The following is a 17,730-nucleotide window of genomic DNA, read 5'->3' on the forward strand; positions in this document are numbered from 1 at the left end:
GGTAGAGAGTGAGAGCCTTCATATTAGGAATAGCAGGAGCGATGGCAATTTCAGGAACTGCTTTGGCATCAGGAATAGGTGATGACGGATGTCTTGTCTGTCACAGATTGAAAGGTTTGTTTGCTGTAGATAAGAATAATAAAGTAAAGGATTGTAGTATTAACGAAGCACTGTATGCTCATTCTATTCACAGAAACATAGGATGTACAGAATGTCATAATAAGATTGAGCAGTATCCTCATAAACCTGGAAATGCTGTAGTAAACTGTGCTAACAGATGTCATGTTATTGACCCATCAACTAAAAAGCCATTTTCCCATGAAAATGTTTTTAAAACATGGAAAGAAAGTGTTCATGGTAAAAACTTTGAAAAAGCTCCAGATATTTATCCCTACTGTAGCTATTGTCATACAAACAGATTGCTAGTTGACGTAAAGAAGTTTGAAACACTAGAAGGTAGTTTTAACAGATGTTCAATTTGTCACGAAAACAAAGATTGGACATTAGATAGACTAGCTCACGTTGCAAGTAGAGAAGATATTCCAGTTATAAAGAATGGTTATATAAGCCAGTTTGTTAAAACAAGAAGAGATGGATGGGAGATTGTAGAGCTCTGTGCAAGCTGTCACGAAGATGAGAAAAAAATGGAAAAAGCTTTAGAAATAGAAGGAATACACAATAAGTTTGCAAAAGAACATGTTTTAACAGCTGTTGAGTCATATAAAGTAACAATGCACTCTAAGATGCTTTACTTAGATAGAAGTGATACAAGAGCTGCAGATTGTCTTGATTGTCATACAAACAAAAACGGTAACTTCCATGATATCTTCCATAAAGAAGACCCAAGATCGTCAATAAATGAAAAGAACATAGAGCTTACATGTGGAAGAGCTACAGAGTGTCATCCACTTGCACCTATAAAGGACATGAAAAAGTTTGCGACTACAAAATGGGTTCATATGCATCCAGTGCCTGACTCTCTTGGACAGAAAATAGTGAAGATTGTAGAAGAGTTTATGTTCTGGCTTACCACAAGCGTTTTACTCTTTGGGGTAGTTATAATAGGACTTGATCTTCTTAAAAACTTGAGGAGGAAGCACTAATGGGTCTCTGGGAAGTAATAAAGAAAAGATTCAGAATAAGACCTGAACAAGATAAGCTACTTATCGTCGACGGTGAAAAGATAATGATACAGAAGTTTACTCTGTATCAAAGATTACTTCACGTTGGAATGTTTGCCACCTTCATTTGGCAGGTTATAACTGGATATCCTCTCAAGTTTTATGATACTGCATGGGCAAAGCCATTAATAGAGATTCTTGGTGGTGTTTCCGGAGAAATGACAATTCATAGGATTTCTGGTTTTATAATGTTTAGCGATTTCCTTCTTACAGTTCTTTACGTAGTACTTCTTTTAATTGTTAACTGGGACTTGGCAAAAAAAGACTTTTTTGGTTACTTTAAGCTAGTGCCTGGACCGGCAGATGTTACTTTTATTCATTATGTAAAGTACTTACTTGGTTTTAGGAAGGTTCCGCCAGACTGGGATGAGTATATTTGGGTTGATAAATTTGATTTCTGGGCAGTTGGTTGGGGTATGCTTGCAATTGGTATCACTGGTTGGATACTCTGGCTTCCAGAAGTATTTACTGGCTACCTTGGATTACCTCCTGAAACAATACAGATAGCTTATCTCATGCACTCTGATGAGGCTACATTAGCTCTTGGATGGATTGCCCTTGCTCATATGTACATGGTTCACTATGGTCCTAACAAATTCCCAATGGATTGGATTTGGCTATCCGGAACAGCTTCTGAGATTGAGTGGATAGAGGAAAGACCAAGAAGTTACAGAAGAATCATTAAGGCTGTTGCTGAAAATGAACCACATCTTCTTGAAAAGTATCCATTCTTAAAGGAACGTTATCAATTTGTCCTTGAAGTTGAGAAATTGCCTGAAGAAGAGATGATAGAGAAGATGCACGAATATGCTCATCATCTCCTAGAGAAGGAAGTTGAAGGGAGGAGTGCATAATGAGAAGATATCTGATAGCTGCTTTTCTAATATCAACAGTGGCGGTGGCTGCTGAGAATCCTCTTCTTACGGCTCCGTCTAACAATGCTAGTGAATGGAGTAAGAAATTAAAAGATTTTGAAAAGCCAGAAATGCCTGATCTAAAAGAATACCCTAAGCCTTTTCACTCTCCTAATAGCTATAAATACAGAGTAAATGATGTTTGCGTGGAGTGTCATACATTTGCAGCACATAAAAAAGATGAAAAGTATGCTCCTTTCTATAATGCTCATTCAACATTTATGAGCTGCAATACTTGTCATTTTGTTAAAGAAGGAGTTACATATAAATGGGCCGAAATAGTAGATGGAAAAGTTGTTCTAAAAGAAAAAGGTGACTTTTATGGACTTAGATACATTCAGGCTGGTGATAGAGTAATGCTCTCAGGCCAGGACAGCACTGCCAAAATAGTTCCTGTTTATAAAGGTGTTCCTGTTGAGATTCCTTTAGAAGGAAATGAAAGTTTACTAAAAGATGTTAAAGCTATTGCCAGTATGCATAATGCTCTTTCTAATGAGCCTCTTAGATGTGATGATTGTCACAGAAGAAATGGAAAAATGGATTTTACAGCTTTATGGTTTAGTCCTGATAGAGTAGATGATCTTGAAAAAAATGAAGTTGTTGAAGGTTTGAAAGAATACAAAGTAATTCATTTTCCAAAATTCATTTGGCAGGAGTAGAGAGGAATGAGATTTTTAATGTTGTTCTTCATTTTAATTTTCTCAGTAGCAGCTTCTGCAGGGGAAATAAAAGGAGATTGGAAGTTTCCTTCCGATATTGCTGTTTCTAGTAACAAGTTATATGTGGTTGACGGTTTAAATAATAGAATAGCCATCTATAACTTTAATGGAGAACATATATCAGATATAGAAATTGATTCTCCGTTTGGAATTTACGTTGATAAAAAAGGTTTTCTTTATGTAACAAATCAAAAAGGTATAGTCTACGTTTTGGATAGTCTTGGAAATCTTAAAGAGAAAATTAATGTTAGTGGTAGACCAATAGACATAGTTAAGATAGGAAATAGACTCTTTATAACTAATGGAAAAACAAATACTATAGATGTTTATTCAGAAGATGGAAAGTTTATTAAAAGACTGGGAGGAAAAGGATCTGCACCAGGTTACTTTGTAGGTCCTTTTATGATGGATAGATCAAGGAATCTTATTTATGTGGTTGACTCAATCAACGCAAGAATTCAGGAATTTGATAAAAAAGGAAATTTTGTTAGATCTTTTGGTGTCTTTGGAGTTGAAGAAGGAAGTTTATTTAGACCTAAAGGAGTAGCTTTTTGTAATGGTAATCTAGTTGTAACTGATGGTATAACAGGTTCTCTTCAGCTCTTTAATATATATGGTGCTTTTGAAAAAGTTATTACAAAGAATTTATATTATCCAACAGCTGTAGCCTGTTATGATAAAACCGTTTTTGTACTGGAACCTCTTAAGAATAAAGTTTCTACATTTAAAATTCAAGGGGTTAAATAATGAGGAAAACCTTAGCAGTTCTGCTTAGTGTTCTTATACTACCTTCTGTTTCTGAAGCTAAGCTCAGTAAGACTATGAGACAGGAATGTCTTGTTTGTCATGAGAATTGGCTTTTAGAAGAAAAAATAGATTCGTCTTCTTTGCTTACCACTAACTCTATTCAAGCTGCAGATAAACTAATGTGTCTTTCTTGTCACGATGGTTCACTTGCAGATGATAGGTTAACATTTATAGGTTTTGGACATTTTTCTCATCCAGTTGATAAGAAAATTCCTAAGGATTTTAAACTACCAAAGGACTTTCCTACAAAAGATGGGAAGCTCTACTGTGGAACGTGTCATACTCCACATACAAAAGCAGGAAGTGAGAAAAAACTTGACTATACTTTTATGAGAAAACAGAATAAAAATTCTTCTCTTTGCATAGACTGTCATAAAGAGAATGCTGCTCATGGAATGAACCACCCTATACTTGAAGATACTGCCGGCAAATTAACTTCAACAGAAATTTTGAAAATTAAGAATATTGGTGGAAAGGTTACCAAAAATAACGAAGTTCAATGTGAATCTTGTCACTCAGCACACAGAGGAAAGGCAAATTATGCTCTTGTTGAACCATTAGCAAATTCTCAGTTATGTACTGCATGCCATACTCAAGAACTTAACAGTAAAGAGCATGTTAACCCAAGAAACCATAAGATTCACGTAAACATTCCAGAGTATATGACTGTAACTGAATTTATTAGACAAAGGCTTCCACAAAATACTGTTGAATGTTTTACATGTCATAAAATGCATAAAGAACCTAATCCTAATTTAACAGTTCTTTCGGCCAATGAACTTTGTTCTTCATGTCATACAGCTGAAAGTCCTGTAGTTCATTCTCCTCATAATAAAGATAATCGCGGTTGTTTAATGTGTCACACTGCACATAAAGCAAAGACCGACGAGTACTTATTTGCTGTAGTACCATCTTCAACTGGAGGATATAAGAATTACGATATAAGTAGTAGAGTGTGTGTTTCCTGCCATAATGGAGGTATTTCAAAGGTAAAAGTTGGTCCGGCAACTGCATCTCACAGAGGGGAATGTACAGATTGTCATAATCCTCATATTTGGGATCCTAATAATCCAAATAAAAAAGTTTCTGTTAATGCAAAAGGAACTCCTCGAAATAGTTTCCTTAAGATCAGTAGTCCTGAACTTTGTATAATGTGTCATGGTAAACGTAGTGTAGAAGGAACTTTCCATGACTTTTCAGGTAAGAAGATAAAGGTTAAGAATGTTTTAGGAGAAAGAGTATCTCAGGCTGGTCTATGTGAATCATGTCATGCTCCTCATAAAGCGGTTGGACCTTATTTATGGGGTGTAAAACTTTCAAGATCTGCAAAGATATATGCTAAAAAGTTAGGCATAAAGGATAGTTACAGTAAAGCTTGCTTGTCTTGTCACTATCCAGGAGGAATAGGAGAAGATATTGGTAAGATTTCTCATCCTGTAGGTAAGAAACTGCAAGCCAAGACTGATTTACCTCTCTCTAAAACAGGAATTATGACATGTAGTACATGTCATGATCCTCACAAGTGGACTTCTATTGAAGGTTCTAAGTCTAAGGCGGCAACCAGCTTCCTACGCGTTCCAGAATGGAACTTATGTCTTAAGTGTCATTCCAATAAGAGTGGAGTCTTAATAAATGCTCACTCAGATATAAAAGATGTTAACGTCTTAGGAGAAACTCCTGATAAAGCTGGTGTATGTGCTGCATGTCATGTTCCTCATAGGGCGGTTGGAAGATTCTTAAGAGGTATTGGAGATTTTTCTTCCAAGGAAAAGGAAGGAGATTTTTGCCTTGAATGTCATGGAAAAGATGGAATAGCTAAAGACAAGGTTATGGGATCTTCTTATCCAGATCATCCTATGAATATTGAAAATCCTTCAAAGGAGCTTCCAGGTAAGCTAATTACCTGTTTTACGTGTCATGATGCTCATTCAACGTTAGAGTTTATGCTTAGAAAGTCAGTTGCTAATGATTCAGCTCTTTGTCTTACTTGTCATAAAGGCAAAGATACAAAGGGAACTTCTCACGATTTTTTGAAAAAAAAAATTTTGCCCCCTCAGGAAAGGATAAAGATAAAGGAGAGAGGTAAGTGTTCTGGTTGTCATACTCCTCATAATCCAAAGTTTAAGCTTTTGTGGAGTAGAGACCTTGGGGAGGGAGAGACCATTAATATCAAAATGTGCGGCTCTTGTCATACTAAAGGAGGTATTGCAGGAAATAAGACAGTAGGAGAACATACACATCCAATAGGAAAAAAAGTTAAATCTCCTGAAAGTATAAAGTTGGTGGAGTATTCAGGATTACCACTTATTGATCAAACAACTGGTTGTCCTGTAAAAAATGGAAAAAGTGGTTTAATGGACTGTGTAACTTGTCACAATCCGCATAATGGAGCAGATAAAGAAAGATTAATCAGGTATCCGATAGAGGGAGATAGTAAACTTTGTATATCTTGTCATACACAACAAGCAAGAGTAATAGGTACTGATCACGATATGAGAGTTGTAAATAAGAATTTTAAAAATGTTCTTGGTAAAGATGTCTTAAAGGATGGAGTTTGTTCTGCATGCCACGTTCCTCATAGAGCAAAAGATAATTTGCTATGGGCTATAGATGTTAAGAGGATTACAGATAATAAACTTTCTAATTATTGTTTAACTTGTCATTCTGAAGATGGAATTGCAAAAGAAAAGAGTATCAAGTACTATTTTCATCCTTCAAAGAAAGAAGGTATAGTTATTAGGGATATGGATAGGCCAGGTAGAAGTGGAGACTGGCCAATCTATGATGAAAGCGGTAAAAGAGTAAAAGTAGGTGGTCAGATAACTTGTGAAACATGTCATAATCCCCATATATGGAGTAGATGGAGTGATAGAGGACCTGGAAAACCAGTGGAGGGAAATATAACAAATAGCTTTTTAAGAAATGATCAATTAAAGGGAAGTATTTGTGTTGATTGTCATGGAATAGAGGCTCTTTATAGATACAAGTTCTTCCACTCCAAAAATGTACATCATTAAGCAAATAATAATTAGGAGGTTTAAAATATGGCAAGAGAGGTTAGTTCCAGAGATATAGAAAAAGAAGCATGGATAGTTTTGATAGCTACACTAGCAATTTTACTTTTACCTATTTTAGGAGTTTGGCTTGTTAAATTCGTCCATTGGTATTCAGAATCTATATTCATGTGGTTCTAAGGAGGAAACTATGGGAAGAGCTCTTAAAAACATATTCTTTTTCAGAAAATGGATATCTGCAGTTGAGTTAGTTCTTTATATTTTTATGTTGCTTACACTCTTTTTAACTGCTTACAAGCATTTATTTGGAGGTCATCACTAATTTACTTATCAGCGGGACTTTTTTAAGAGGTCCCGTTAAAGTTTTCTTTTTTTATTCCGCTTTATCTTCCTACCTGATTTCTACCTTTTCTTATCAAAAAGTTCCGCAAATGTGAATTAATTCCATTTTTTCTTTATTCAGTAAAATTACTACTTAGGAAAATATTTCAAAATTTGAAGAAAATTATTTTAGGAAGGGAAGAATCCCTAAACGGGATTCTTCCCTTTATTAGATTTTAGTGTTTCTTTCTTCTAAATCTTAAGCCTAATGCTCCAAGAGCCATTAAGAAAAAGTTAAGAATTCCTGAAATTGGGGATACAGCTGGAGCAATGGAACATCCACCTCCACCAGTAGCAGTAGTTGTCGTTGTTTGAGGATAACTTTCTGTGGAAGCAGTTCCTACAATAGCAAAATAGCTAAGTGTAGAACGAGAGAATGTAACGTAAGGATTATTAGAGTCTACATCAAAATCTCCAATCTTAGTCCAAGTTTTTCCATCTTCACTGGTAAATAAGGAAACCTTTCCAGTAACTTTTGTTGGATCATAAGGAAGTGTTATCTGAATTGGAGAATTAAATCTGTTTGTTTTTGTATGAATATGAAGAATTTCAGAGGCAAGTACAGGAGTTTTTATTCCCTCTTTTGATGCTTCTTCTAGCACGGAAGACTGTAATTCTGGAACTTCGGCTTTTTCTACTTTAATTATAGTTGGAACATCTACAGCTCCAGGTGATACAGAAATTACTATGCCTTCTTTGGATACTGTTCCTCCTTCTCTTGTAACAAGAGCGAAGGCAGCGTATTCCTTGCTTTCAACTGGAACAGATTCAAACTGGGCGAGAGCTCCCTGAGTTAATCCCATTATTTCTCTGCCATCTGGAGTTTTGACAGTAGTAACTCCTTTTGGCACATGCCAACCACCGTAAGCTTTTGATTCTTTAATAGCTTTATCTGGAAGAGCAAATGGAACAAGAGTTACAAATCTTCCAGCGTTAAAGTTTCCACTTTTCACAGCTGGACTGTACCTGTTCTTTGATTCATCTGAATTGTGGCACGCATTACAGGAGAGAGGACCTGACTTTTGAGCTCCAAGACCATATTTAGCTGGAAGAACTCCGTGATCAACACCAAATGGAGCTATTCCTAAATATATTACAGGATTATGAGAATGGTTTGGATCTTCCTTGTTGAGAACCTGTGTTAAAGCTTCTTTCATAGCATCGTATTCATAATCGCTATCAATTTCTGGCACCATATCTCCGTCGTTATCATAAATAAACTTACCATTTATTAGCTTAACTGCTGCTACCATTCCTGTGTCGTTTCCATTTAAGTCTTTCATAGATATAGCAGGTTTTCCGGTGTCAGCTTGAGCTTGAGAAACTGGAGCCATAGTTATTGCTGGAACTTCTTTTTGTGGATCTTCAGGGTCAACTGTGGAGCGACCAACAGGTTTTCCTGTAGTTGGATCAACTGCTAATCCTTTAACAGCAGCATTAAGTTCTCTAACAAATAAAACTCTTCCTGTAGATGCATCCATCCAGGTTGCAACTGTAATTGGATTAATTAAACCTGCTTTTACGACATCATTACCATTATCGTCAATTGTATGTCTCCTTACTATTGCCGGTGCCCATCTCCATGGGAAAAGGAACGGCTTCATTTGCGGATCAGCACCTGTTGCCCACATGCCAAACATAGTGCCGTTATCATTCCATCTCATTAGAGCTCTATATGGATCCATATCTATCATTGTCATAGGAACAATTGCATCTCCACCGTCATTAGTCGTCTGAGTAATCGTAAAGGCATAGTTAACACCGTAAGTCGGAGATGGAGAGAATGCAGGAATAGCCCATTCAGGTGGGAACTGATACATTGTTACATTTCCATTGTCCACTACAAACTTCATAAATCTATTGTCAAATTGGCTGGAATAACCTACAAGATCGTTGAAAAATCTAAAGCTCCAGTATGTTTTATAAGGAACATGGCAAACCTGACACATCATAGAGTTTATGTGAACTGAAGCTGCCGGTCCAAAGTAAGCTTCGTGTTCCTTAGCTGCAGCAGCATCAGAACCCCAGTGACACTTTGTACAGGTCTGAAGTGAAGGATTGTAGTCAAGTGCCGGCATTACCTCACCTGCAGGATCATTTCCTTTCAAGAAGTTATGAGGATTGTGATGTAATTTTTCTTCATCAGAGAGATTGTCTTGACCGTGACAGGAAAGACAAGAAAGGTTTCCTTTATCTGCTGCAAAGTGAACATCATATCCAGAGGGAAGTCCTGCAGTAGCGTTGTTCGGATCAGCTATTGTTCCATCTGGATTCACAAATATTGGAGCATCTGTCGTATTACCCTCTGTTTCTCTGCTAAAGACGGCAGCTCTTTTCACAACATCAGCACCCATTCCAATAATTCCACGTCTTACGTACCAAGATGGGTGGCTCTTGCCGTTCATATCAAACCATCTGTTGCCCTCATCTGGTATTGCAAAGTGACACTGGGCACACATCAGAGTAAGTTCGTCATCTTTCCTATCTGCAGGTAAAGATTTGCTAACTCCAGCTTCTTTTGAACTATCTGCTTTACAGAGAGTATAGTGTCCACTCGTTTCAAGAATTGGCAGCTTGACACTCGAAAGATCAGCATCCGTTGCATAGTAAGCAACAGCCTTAAACGTTCCATCTTCCTGCTTTTCAAGTTTTACAAAAGCCAGAGGTTTGGAAGGATCATCGGGATGAGCAACTCCCATTAAAGTTCCAGTGTCAGCCCAACCGAAGAAGAAACCAGCTCTTCCAAGGTTTACGAACGGCTTTGGATTACTTGTATCCATTGGATTGTAAGAGAACATGTCGTTTATTGTTGTAGCTCTAAGGAACATACCAGCGCCGACGTATGGTTGACCTTCAACTGTTGATTCAAAGAAAGCATTTCTCAAGTAATCTCTTGCAGAGAAGTTTGGAGCTCCAGGGTCGATGAAGAAAGTGGAAGTGAAATTACCAAGAGCTGGAGCAGTTGTATTATTCATGGTACAGATGGTTGAGTTATCTGCAGGATTCACTATGTTTATGTTGTAATCTGGGCTATAAAGGTCTCCTTTTCTTATGGCTTCTGTTAACTGAGAAACTACGATTGTTCTTAATGTCATGTTATCAGCAGCGTTTATATTTTCCAAACAGTTTGTAATCTCTTCGTTATAATAAAGGTTTATTATTCTTTCTAAAGGATTAGAGTAAAACGCCACTGAGTCTATTGTGTAATTATTACTAATTTCGGTGGAATTTAAACTTGGTGGAAAACCAAGTGAAATTTCAACAACTTTTCCTTCTGCATCTTTCTTTTCAAAAATAAAAACTCTTGGATTAGCAGGTGTAGGATTGTCTGCAGTCCACATACCAGACTGAACAGATTTATTCTGACCTCTATCAGCATGACATAAGAAACAGTCTGTATCAAGGACTCCGGACTTCTTCCAGTTAAACTTATGGGGTTTACCTAAGTAACCTCTTGAGTATTCATCTGGAGTATAAGAAAATGCGTCACCATCCACTTCACTATCGCTGTAAGTTGCATTTGAGAAGAATCCAGTTCCATCTTTAGCATCATCCCAGTCTGATACTTCATCATGTCTTTTCCCTGAATCTCTATCAAACTCCATAATTCCACCAGAGTGACAAGAAGCACAGGTAAATACTTTATCCGGTGTTCCCTGATCCATATCGTAAGCAACATTACCTCTAAAATCTGTTTCGTTATTTACGTCAGGTGCTAAACCTGGATCTTCAGATGGTTTCTTTGCCGCCAACTGGCGGTAAGAAGGTGGTCACCATGCTCCATCATCACCAAAAGAGCGAAGGAATTTTCTATAATCTTTTCCTTCCTTAACTCTTTCTGCTCCAAAATTATCTGCTAATTCATTCCATCCACGACCTATGTGATAGGCTGCATGAACAGGACCTGGAAAGTGAACTCCACTAGTTACATCTCCCGTTATTTCTTTGTGACAGGCACCGCAAGTTGCTTCCCAACTTACAGGTTTTCCCTCGCAGTATTCTTTGTTACCAATTTTTATACACTTGCTTGTGTCGAGGGTAATCGGGTTACCGTCAATATCCTTGAGCGGTACAGCTGGATGTGGATAAGCTGAAGAGGAATATGCAAGAGTTCCCATTGTAAAAAGGGAAGCTAAGGAAAGAACCTTCCTTAAAGATTTTGAAGCCATAGCAAACCTCCTAAAAACTTTTATTCATTTATTTATTATATAGAATTTTAAAAAATCGCAAAGAAGGTAACATCAGCAATACGGAAAACAAAGTAAAAAATCAGAAAGAAAAAATGTTCATCATGTACTGAATTTATACAAAAAGTGTTGAAGTTCAGATAGAAGGTGGACACCCTAAAATAACCTTTGAATCCCAGAAGGAGGTGTCCACCGATGAAACAATTGAAAAGATTCAAAGGAACATCCCTCCATATATCAAGCACAAATACAGCATTCAAAGAAACCCTGAAAGAAGGAAGAAGAGTAAAAAAGAAACTTGACCTAACAAAAGACAGAAATGTTAAAAGGAGACTCAAATGGATAGAGTATTACCACAAAACAGGCAACGCCAGAAAAACATGCAGATACTTTGGCATCAGTCCAACAACCTTCTACAAGTGGAAAAAAAGATACGACAAGTACGGGATAGAAGGACTCCAAGACAGAAACAAAAGACCTCATAAAGTAAGACAACCCCAAACAGAACCTGAAATAGAACACATCATCGTCACAATAAGGGAAAAATTCCCAACCTGGAGCAAAGAAAAGATAGCAGCCTTCATGGAAAGATACCTAAATGTAAAAATATCATCCTCTACAGTTTACAGGGTTCTCAAAAGACACGGACTAATAGAAAGAACCTGGAAACTAAAAAGTACCTACAAGAGGAAGAAACAGAAAGGGAAAAAGAACCGCACCAGAAAAGGACTAAGAGCAGACAAACCAGGAACAATCCTCATGGACGTTAAATACCTCTACTGGTGCGGTAAAACCTTTTACCAGTTCACGGCAATAGACAAGTTCACCCGAATAGCATTTGCCAAGGTTTATTCTACAAAAAGCAGCAGGAGCGGAAGAAGGTTTTTTGAAGAACTTGAAAAATTTCTTCCCTTCAAGATAGAGAAAGTTCAAACGGATAACGGGAGCGAATTTTTAGGGGAGTTAGACGAATATCTTAAAAGAAAAGGGATAGAACACTACTTTAGTTATCCGAAATCTCCCAAGACTAATGCGCATGTAGAAAGGTTTATTCAAACGACAGAAAGTGAACTATGGATGATAGAAGGAACAGAACCGACTGTTGATGAGATGAATAAAAAACTTTTTGAGTATTTAAAGATTTACAACTTTCTTAGACCCCATCACTCTTTAAATTACAAGACTCCCGCTGAGAAGTTTGAGGACTATATTAGAAGTCATCAAGGTGTCCACCATGTATTGAACTCGAACAGATACTTGACATTAAAAAATAACTTCCTATATTATTCACCGTCCAGTAAGTGCCGGCTTAGCTCAGCTGGCTAGAGCGGGTGACTTGTAATCACCAGGTCGGGGGTTCGACTCCCTCAGCCGGCACCATACTGGAGGGGTGGCCGAGTGGTCAAAGGCAGCGGACTGTAAATCCGCCGGCTGACGCCTACGCAGGTTCGAATCCTGCCCCCTCCACCATTAAAGAGCGGGCGTAGCTCAGCTGGCTAGAGCATCAGCCTTCCAAGCTGAGGGTCGCGGGTTCGAATCCCGTCGCCCGCTCCATAATATCGCGGGGTAGAGCAGTCTGGTAGCTCGTCGGGCTCATAACCCGAAGGTCGCGGGTTCAAATCCCGCCCCCGCAACCAATTTTTTAAAAGTGAACGCAAAAATAAAAATAGTATTTTCTATCCTAGAATGCTCTCTTAGATTCCTATAAGCTTTCTTATTTATCACCTTCCTGTTCAAAATTCTTTTGTTTTTATGCCTTCTTCTAACAGAAATCAAAGATAGCAAAAGGTATCTTACAGCTACTTTAGAATTACTCAAGTTTCCTATGTTATACTTTAGCAAATTTCTAAAAGGGAAGGTTAGAGTGTGTGGGATTGTAGGTTACGTTGGTAAAGATAATGCAAAAAATGTCGTTTTAGATGGTCTTAAAAGGCTTGAATATAGAGGTTATGATTCCGCAGGTATTGCTTTAATTATAAATAGAAAGCTTAAAGTATATAAAAAGGAAGGAAAAATACGAAATCTTGAAATAGAACTTAACAAGCTAAATCTTTTTTCCAGCATTGGTATTGGTCATACCAGGTGGGCAACACACGGCAAGCCTGCAAGTAAAAATGCCCATCCTCATTTTGACTGTTTTCAAAAAATAGCAGTAGTCCATAATGGAATAATAGAAAACTACGTGGAACTAAGAAAAGAACTTCAATCTAAAGGACACAAATTCCTTTCAGAAACAGACACAGAAGTAATTGCTCATTTAATAGAAGAAGAATTAAAGGAAACACCTAACTTTTTTGAAGCTTTTAGAAAAGCCGTTTCTCGTCTTAAAGGCTCTTACGCAATTGGAGTTATTTCTTCTCTTCAGCAGGATAAAATTTTTGTAGCAAGAAAGGATAGTCCTCTTGTTATTGGACTTGGGGAGGAAGAAAATTTTATAGCTTCTGATGTTCCTGCTTTCTTACCCTATACAAATAAAGCAATTTTTCTTGATGATTTTGAATTAGCAGTAATTAAAAAGAATAGTGTTGAAATCTTTGACTTCAATGGAGAGAAAAAAGAAAAAGAAGTTCACACTATCCCATGGTCTATAGCTCAAGCTGAAAAAGCAGGCTATAAACATTTCATGCTAAAAGAAATTTTTGAACAACCAAGATCAATTGCAGATACGATAAGTGGAAACATGTCATGGCTTAAAGGAGATGGTAAACTTGAAGGAGTTGACCCTAAATCCTTTGATAGAATTCAAATCATTGCTTGTGGTACTTCTTATCATGCTGGTCTTATAGGAAAATTCTACATAGAAAACCTTACCCGTATTCAAGTAGAAGTAGATTATGCATCTGAATATAGATATAGAAATCCAATAGTAAATGAAAAGACATTAGTCATTGCTATTACTCAATCGGGAGAAACAGCAGATACACTTGCAGCAATGAAACTAGCAAAAGAGAAAGGAGCAAAAACCCTTGCAATATGCAATGTAATAGGTTCAACGATCACAAGAGAAGCTGATACTACTATCTACACTTATGCTGGTCCTGAGATAAGCGTAGCATCAACAAAAGCCTTTACGACGCAACTTACAGCACTTTTTATACTTGCTCTTTATCTTGGCAAAGAAAGAAAAACCTTAAGTTCTGAAAAGTTAGAAGCTTACTTTAAACTTTTAATGGAAGTACCATCTAAAATGGAAGAATTTTTAAATACTGAGAGAAAAGAAGAAATCGTTAAAAAAATTGCACTTGAATTTTATAAAGCTTCTGATGCTCTTTATCTTGGGAGGTATGTAAACTACCCAATAGCTCTTGAGGGAGCACTAAAGCTAAAGGAGATTTCATATATACACGCAGAAGGATATCCTGCTGGTGAAATGAAGCATGGTCCTATAGCATTAATAGATGAAACGATGCCAGTAATAGTTGTTGCAACAAAGAGTAAAGTTTACGAGAAAGTGCTTTCAAATGTTGAAGAAGTTAAAGCAAGAAAGGGAAGGGTTGTTTCTATAGTTAATAAGGGAGATAAAGCTGTAAAACAACTTTCAGAGTTTTCTATAGAGGTTCCAGAGGTTAATGAGTTTTTATCTCCTATTATTAATGTCGTACCTTTGCAGCTTTTTGCTTACTATATCGCAGATTTTTTAGGTTATGATGTTGACCAACCAAGAAATCTTGCTAAGAGCGTTACTGTGGAGTAAAGATGAGAGAAACAGCAATACTTTTAATTTCCTGCCCAGATAGAAAAGGAATACTTGCAGAAATTACAGGTTTTATAGCAAAACATGGTGGGAACATTCTTCATGCAGATCAACACATTGATTTTCAGAAGGAAATCTTCTTCATGAGAATAGAATGGGATTTAAGCAACTTTGAAATACCGAAAGAAAAATTACCTGAATCTTTCCAGCCTATTGCAGAAAAATTTCAGATGGATTACCAAATAAAGTTTAGTTCTGATATTCAAAATGTTGCTATTTTTGTTTCAAAGTATGACCACTGCCTTTATGAACTCCTTTATCGATTTAAAGCTGGTGAGCTTAGGGGAAATCTCAAATTTGTAATAAGCAATCATCCAGATCTTAAACCAGTTGTTGAAATGTATGGAGTTCCTTTCTACCATTTTCCAAAAAGTAAAAAAAATAAGCTTGAAGTTGAAGAAAAAGAAATAGAGCTCCTAAAAAAAGAAAAAATTGATCTAATAATTCTTGCAAGGTATATGCAGATATTAAGTGATAGATTCGTCAATGAATTTAGAAACAAGATAATAAACATTCATCACTCTTTCCTTCCAGCCTTTGTAGGAGCAAAACCTTACCATAGAGCTTATGAAAGAGGAGTGAAAATAATTGGAGCAACAAGTCATTACGTAACGGAAGAGCTTGATCAAGGTCCAATAATAGAACAGGATGTTGTCAGAGTAAGTCATAGAGACAGTATAGAGGACATGATTAGAAAAGGTAGAGATCTTGAAAAATTAGTCCTTGCAAGAGCTGTTAGATGGCATCTTGAAAACAAAATACTCGTATATGACAACAAAACGGTAATCTTTGATTAATTCATAACTACAAGATAGCTTTAATTTTATCTACTATTGGTTTTATGATTGAATACTTGGTTTTAAGGCTTGCCTTGTTTACTATTAATCTTGCTGTTGAGTAAAGAATCGTATCTACCTCTTTTAAGCCATTTGCACGAAGTGTTGTTCCAGTTTGAACAAGATCAACAATTCTATCTGAAAGTCCAACAAGAGGAGCTAACTCTACAGAACCATAAAGAACTATAATTTCAGGATGAATTCCTTTGCTTCTGAAATACCTATCAGTAATTTTGGGATACTTTGTAGCTACTTTAATAAATGAAAGTTTTTCGATATCGTAAGGTTCTTCTATATTTTCAGGCTCTGCAACAGAAAGTCTACAGCCACCAAAACCAAGATCTAAAGGCTCATAAAGATCATATCCTTTTTCTTCAATAACATCTTTTCCAGCAATTCCTATGTCTGCTGTCCCATAATAGACATAAGTTGGTACGTCCATAGGTTTTACAAGAATAAACCTATAATTTTCCCATTCAAATATTAGTTTTCTTGTCTCCTTTAAAGTTTCAGAAGCATCTATCCCTGCCTCTTTAAGAAATTTAACCGCATCTTTTAAAAGCCTACCTTTAGGAAGAGCAATTGTTATTTGGTTGTAGTTCATATTTCTTTCTCCTATGAAAGATGTCAACCCCCAACACAGAGGTTGCATTTATTTTCAACAAAATCCATAAATTGCCTTCTCTCTCTCAAAACTGCGAACATTACTTTAACCAATTTCCTCGCCGCAGCTATCAGCGCTTTCTTCTTCTCTAAACCTTTCTTAACTAACCCTTCGTAAAATCTTTTAACTGAATTGTCTAACTTGCTGTTCAATAACGCTCTCGTAGCCTGGATAATCTTGTTCCTCGTTCTGCTGTCCCCTTTCTTTGTTATCCTTCCATTTCTAACTTCGTCTCCACTGCTATTAGCACGAGGAACAAGTCCAAAATAAGCCGCTACCTTGTCTCCGTTTTCAAACCTCTCTTCGTTACATACGGCAGATATAAAGGCTATAGCTACTATATCTCCTACTCCAGGTATGCTTTTTAGAAGTTCTACTTTTCCCTTAAGCTCCTCATCTTCTCCTATAAAACTCTTGATATCTTCTTCTGTCTCTCTTATCTTATCTGTTAAGTATTCTATTGTTTCTATTTGCCTCCATATCGTTTCTCGTAATGACGGAGGCACTTTCTTCTTCGTTTCTTCCTTTATCCTTTCCATCCCTTTCTTCGTGGTGAGTTCTCTCTTGTTTGTCTTTATCCCATATTCAAGCAATAGGCTATGAAGTCTGTTAATTACCCCTTTTCTCATATCTACAAAGCTATCTCTCTCTTTCATCTTTATCCTTAGCTCTTTTTCTTTTCTCGTCGGGACGTAAACTGTCGGAAGTAAGCCCATTTCATAGTAAATGGCTATCGTTTCTGCATCTATCCTGTCGTTTTTAGCACTGTTAACACCTTTTAGAATGTTCTTAAATTTGTTAGTGTTAACGTAAGTTATTTCATCAACGCAGTTCCTTATCTCCTCCGTAAAAAATGTTACTCCTGTTAAGGTTTCTACCGCAACTTTTACTGAATATCCTTTTTTCCTAAAAGTTGTTAGGTGATTTTTAAATTTCTCTAACTCTTCTGCTTCGTACTTCTTGGTATTAAGTATCCCTGTCAGACAATCTAAATAAAGCTGCTGTAAAGCTGTTTTTGTGGTAGTCCCACTCCGACATACAGTGTTTTCTCTACCTTCTCCTTCATCTCTACCCCCTGATATGTTTTGTGTTTTGCAACCTCTGCTTCGGAACTATTCCCATACTCCAATACGGCGCTTCCCGCCACTATAATTAGCCGGCAGGAGGCATCGGCTAATCTCCACGCACGGGGCTTATTCCCCAGGGAAAAATCCAGCCTCCTGCCTTTAAAGGTTGCCTCTTTACTATAGTCCCGAATTTCAGGGGGTGACAT

15 protein-coding genes and 4 tRNA genes are annotated in these 17,730 nt (G+C 37.0%); 14 read left to right on the forward strand and 5 right to left on the reverse strand.

Annotated features, from left to right (window positions below; genetic code table 11):
• Positions 1-8: 8 nt before the first annotated feature.
• Genes DESTER_RS01795 through DESTER_RS08470 form a run of 7 tightly spaced genes read left to right on the forward strand, consistent with a single transcriptional unit; the run spans position 9 to position 6,957 of the window.
• Positions 9-1,103: a hypothetical protein gene (locus DESTER_RS01795; protein ID WP_013637965.1), complete on the forward strand. Its 1,095-nt coding sequence runs from the start codon at positions 9-11 to the stop codon at positions 1,101-1,103.
• Positions 1,103-2,035, forward strand: a complete 933-nt coding sequence (locus DESTER_RS01800) for a formate dehydrogenase subunit gamma (protein ID WP_013637966.1) — start codon at positions 1,103-1,105, stop codon at positions 2,033-2,035. Before DESTER_RS01795 ends, DESTER_RS01800 begins: the two co-directional genes overlap by 1 nt.
• Positions 2,035-2,754 (forward strand): multiheme c-type cytochrome, encoded by a 720-nt coding sequence (locus DESTER_RS01805; protein WP_013637967.1) that lies wholly within the window; start codon positions 2,035-2,037, stop codon positions 2,752-2,754. The genes DESTER_RS01800 and DESTER_RS01805 overlap by 1 nt, the downstream gene beginning before the upstream one ends.
• A gap of 6 nt (positions 2,755-2,760) precedes the next feature.
• On the forward strand, positions 2,761-3,561 hold the full coding sequence (locus tag DESTER_RS01810) for an NHL repeat-containing protein (RefSeq protein WP_013637968.1): 801 nt from the start codon (positions 2,761-2,763) through the stop codon (positions 3,559-3,561).
• Positions 3,561-6,638, forward strand: a complete 3,078-nt coding sequence (locus DESTER_RS01815; RefSeq protein WP_013637969.1) for a cytochrome c3 family protein — start codon at positions 3,561-3,563, stop codon at positions 6,636-6,638. The genes DESTER_RS01810 and DESTER_RS01815 overlap by 1 nt, the downstream gene beginning before the upstream one ends.
• 27 nt (positions 6,639-6,665) lie before the next feature.
• Positions 6,666-6,815 carry a hypothetical protein gene (locus tag DESTER_RS08275; protein WP_013637970.1) on the forward strand — a complete coding sequence of 50 codons (150 nt, stop codon included), beginning with the start codon at positions 6,666-6,668 and terminating at the stop codon, positions 6,813-6,815.
• Positions 6,816-6,825: 10 nt separating this feature from the next.
• Positions 6,826-6,957, forward strand: coding sequence for a hypothetical protein (locus DESTER_RS08470; protein WP_013637971.1), 132 nt, complete (start codon positions 6,826-6,828; stop codon positions 6,955-6,957).
• Positions 6,958-7,192: 235 nt separating this feature from the next.
• On the opposite strand, the gene DESTER_RS01820 is transcribed toward DESTER_RS08470, so the two are convergent.
• Both DESTER_RS01820 and DESTER_RS01825 read right to left on the reverse strand, forming a co-directional pair.
• Positions 7,193-10,768 carry a cytochrome c3 family protein gene (locus DESTER_RS01820; protein ID WP_013637972.1) on the reverse strand — a complete coding sequence of 1,192 codons (3,576 nt, stop codon included), beginning with the start codon at positions 10,766-10,768 and terminating at the stop codon, positions 7,193-7,195.
• 18 nt (positions 10,769-10,786) lie between these two features.
• Positions 10,787-11,185: a hypothetical protein gene (locus DESTER_RS01825; protein ID WP_013637973.1), complete on the reverse strand. Its 399-nt coding sequence runs from the start codon at positions 11,183-11,185 to the stop codon at positions 10,787-10,789.
• 213 nt (positions 11,186-11,398) lie between these two features.
• Between DESTER_RS01825 and DESTER_RS01830 the strand changes: the two genes are divergently transcribed.
• The 7 genes from DESTER_RS01830 (at position 11,399) to purU (ending at position 15,754) form a co-directional block, all read left to right on the forward strand.
• Positions 11,399-12,529: an IS481 family transposase gene (locus DESTER_RS01830; protein WP_013637974.1), complete on the forward strand. Its 1,131-nt coding sequence runs from the start codon at positions 11,399-11,401 to the stop codon at positions 12,527-12,529.
• Positions 12,507-12,583, forward strand: a tRNA-Thr gene (locus DESTER_RS01835). The genes DESTER_RS01830 and DESTER_RS01835 overlap by 23 nt, the downstream gene beginning before the upstream one ends.
• A 4-nt stretch (positions 12,584-12,587) precedes the next feature.
• A tRNA-Tyr gene (locus DESTER_RS01840) sits at positions 12,588-12,673 on the forward strand.
• 7 nt (positions 12,674-12,680) lie between these two features.
• Positions 12,681-12,757: transfer RNA gene (locus DESTER_RS01845), tRNA-Gly, on the forward strand.
• Between the two features lie 6 nt (positions 12,758-12,763).
• Positions 12,764-12,840, forward strand: a tRNA-Met gene (locus tag DESTER_RS01850).
• Between the two features lie 227 nt (positions 12,841-13,067).
• A complete protein-coding gene (gene glmS, locus DESTER_RS01855; RefSeq protein ID WP_013637975.1) occupies positions 13,068-14,897 on the forward strand; it encodes a glutamine--fructose-6-phosphate transaminase (isomerizing) in 1,830 nt (609 codons plus the stop codon).
• Positions 14,898-14,899: 2 nt separating this feature from the next.
• Complete coding sequence (gene purU, locus DESTER_RS01860; RefSeq protein WP_013637976.1) at positions 14,900-15,754, forward strand: formyltetrahydrofolate deformylase; 855 nt, start codon at positions 14,900-14,902, stop codon at positions 15,752-15,754.
• A 7-nt stretch (positions 15,755-15,761) separates the two neighbouring features.
• Here the strand turns inward: purU and hisG are convergent, their stop codons facing one another.
• From hisG to DESTER_RS08365, 3 genes are read right to left on the reverse strand one after another with little or no spacing between them, the layout of a single operon-like run.
• Entirely contained in the window at positions 15,762-16,397 is a 636-nt protein-coding gene (gene hisG / locus DESTER_RS01865) for an ATP phosphoribosyltransferase (RefSeq protein WP_013637977.1), read from the reverse strand.
• 23 nt (positions 16,398-16,420) lie between these two features.
• On the reverse strand, positions 16,421-17,539 hold the full coding sequence (locus tag DESTER_RS01870; RefSeq protein ID WP_148223763.1) for an IS110 family RNA-guided transposase: 1,119 nt from the start codon (positions 17,537-17,539) through the stop codon (positions 16,421-16,423).
• Positions 17,446-17,730 (reverse strand): hypothetical protein, encoded by a 285-nt coding sequence (locus tag DESTER_RS08365; RefSeq protein ID WP_041737326.1) that lies wholly within the window; start codon positions 17,728-17,730, stop codon positions 17,446-17,448. The genes DESTER_RS01870 and DESTER_RS08365 overlap by 94 nt, the downstream gene beginning before the upstream one ends.

Source organism: Desulfurobacterium thermolithotrophum DSM 11699, assembly GCF_000191045.1.
In the GTDB taxonomy this organism is placed as follows: Bacteria; Aquificota; Aquificia; order Desulfurobacteriales; family Desulfurobacteriaceae; genus Desulfurobacterium; species Desulfurobacterium thermolithotrophum.

Excerpts from the sequence above, each read along its gene's own strand:
- DESTER_RS01800 (WP_013637966.1), top strand. The coding sequence starts at position 1,103 with ATGGGTCTCTGGGAAGTAATAAAGAAAAGATTCAGAATAAGACCTGAA.
- DESTER_RS01805 (WP_013637967.1), top strand. The coding sequence starts at position 2,035 with ATGAGAAGATATCTGATAGCTGCTTTTCTAATATCAACAGTGGCGGTG.
- DESTER_RS01810 (WP_013637968.1), top strand. The coding sequence starts at position 2,761 with ATGAGATTTTTAATGTTGTTCTTCATTTTAATTTTCTCAGTAGCAGCT.
- DESTER_RS01815 (WP_013637969.1), top strand. The coding sequence starts at position 3,561 with ATGAGGAAAACCTTAGCAGTTCTGCTTAGTGTTCTTATACTACCTTCT.
- DESTER_RS08275 (WP_013637970.1), top strand. The coding sequence starts at position 6,666 with ATGGCAAGAGAGGTTAGTTCCAGAGATATAGAAAAAGAAGCATGGATA.
- DESTER_RS08470 (WP_013637971.1), top strand. The coding sequence starts at position 6,826 with ATGGGAAGAGCTCTTAAAAACATATTCTTTTTCAGAAAATGGATATCT.
- DESTER_RS01825 (WP_013637973.1), bottom strand. The coding sequence starts at position 11,185 with ATGGCTTCAAAATCTTTAAGGAAGGTTCTTTCCTTAGCTTCCCTTTTT.
- DESTER_RS01830 (WP_013637974.1), top strand. The coding sequence starts at position 11,399 with ATGAAACAATTGAAAAGATTCAAAGGAACATCCCTCCATATATCAAGC.
- purU (WP_013637976.1), top strand. The coding sequence starts at position 14,900 with ATGAGAGAAACAGCAATACTTTTAATTTCCTGCCCAGATAGAAAAGGA.
- hisG (WP_013637977.1), bottom strand. The coding sequence starts at position 16,397 with ATGAACTACAACCAAATAACAATTGCTCTTCCTAAAGGTAGGCTTTTA.
- DESTER_RS08365 (WP_041737326.1), bottom strand. The coding sequence starts at position 17,730 with ATGTCACCCCCTGAAATTCGGGACTATAGTAAAGAGGCAACCTTTAAA.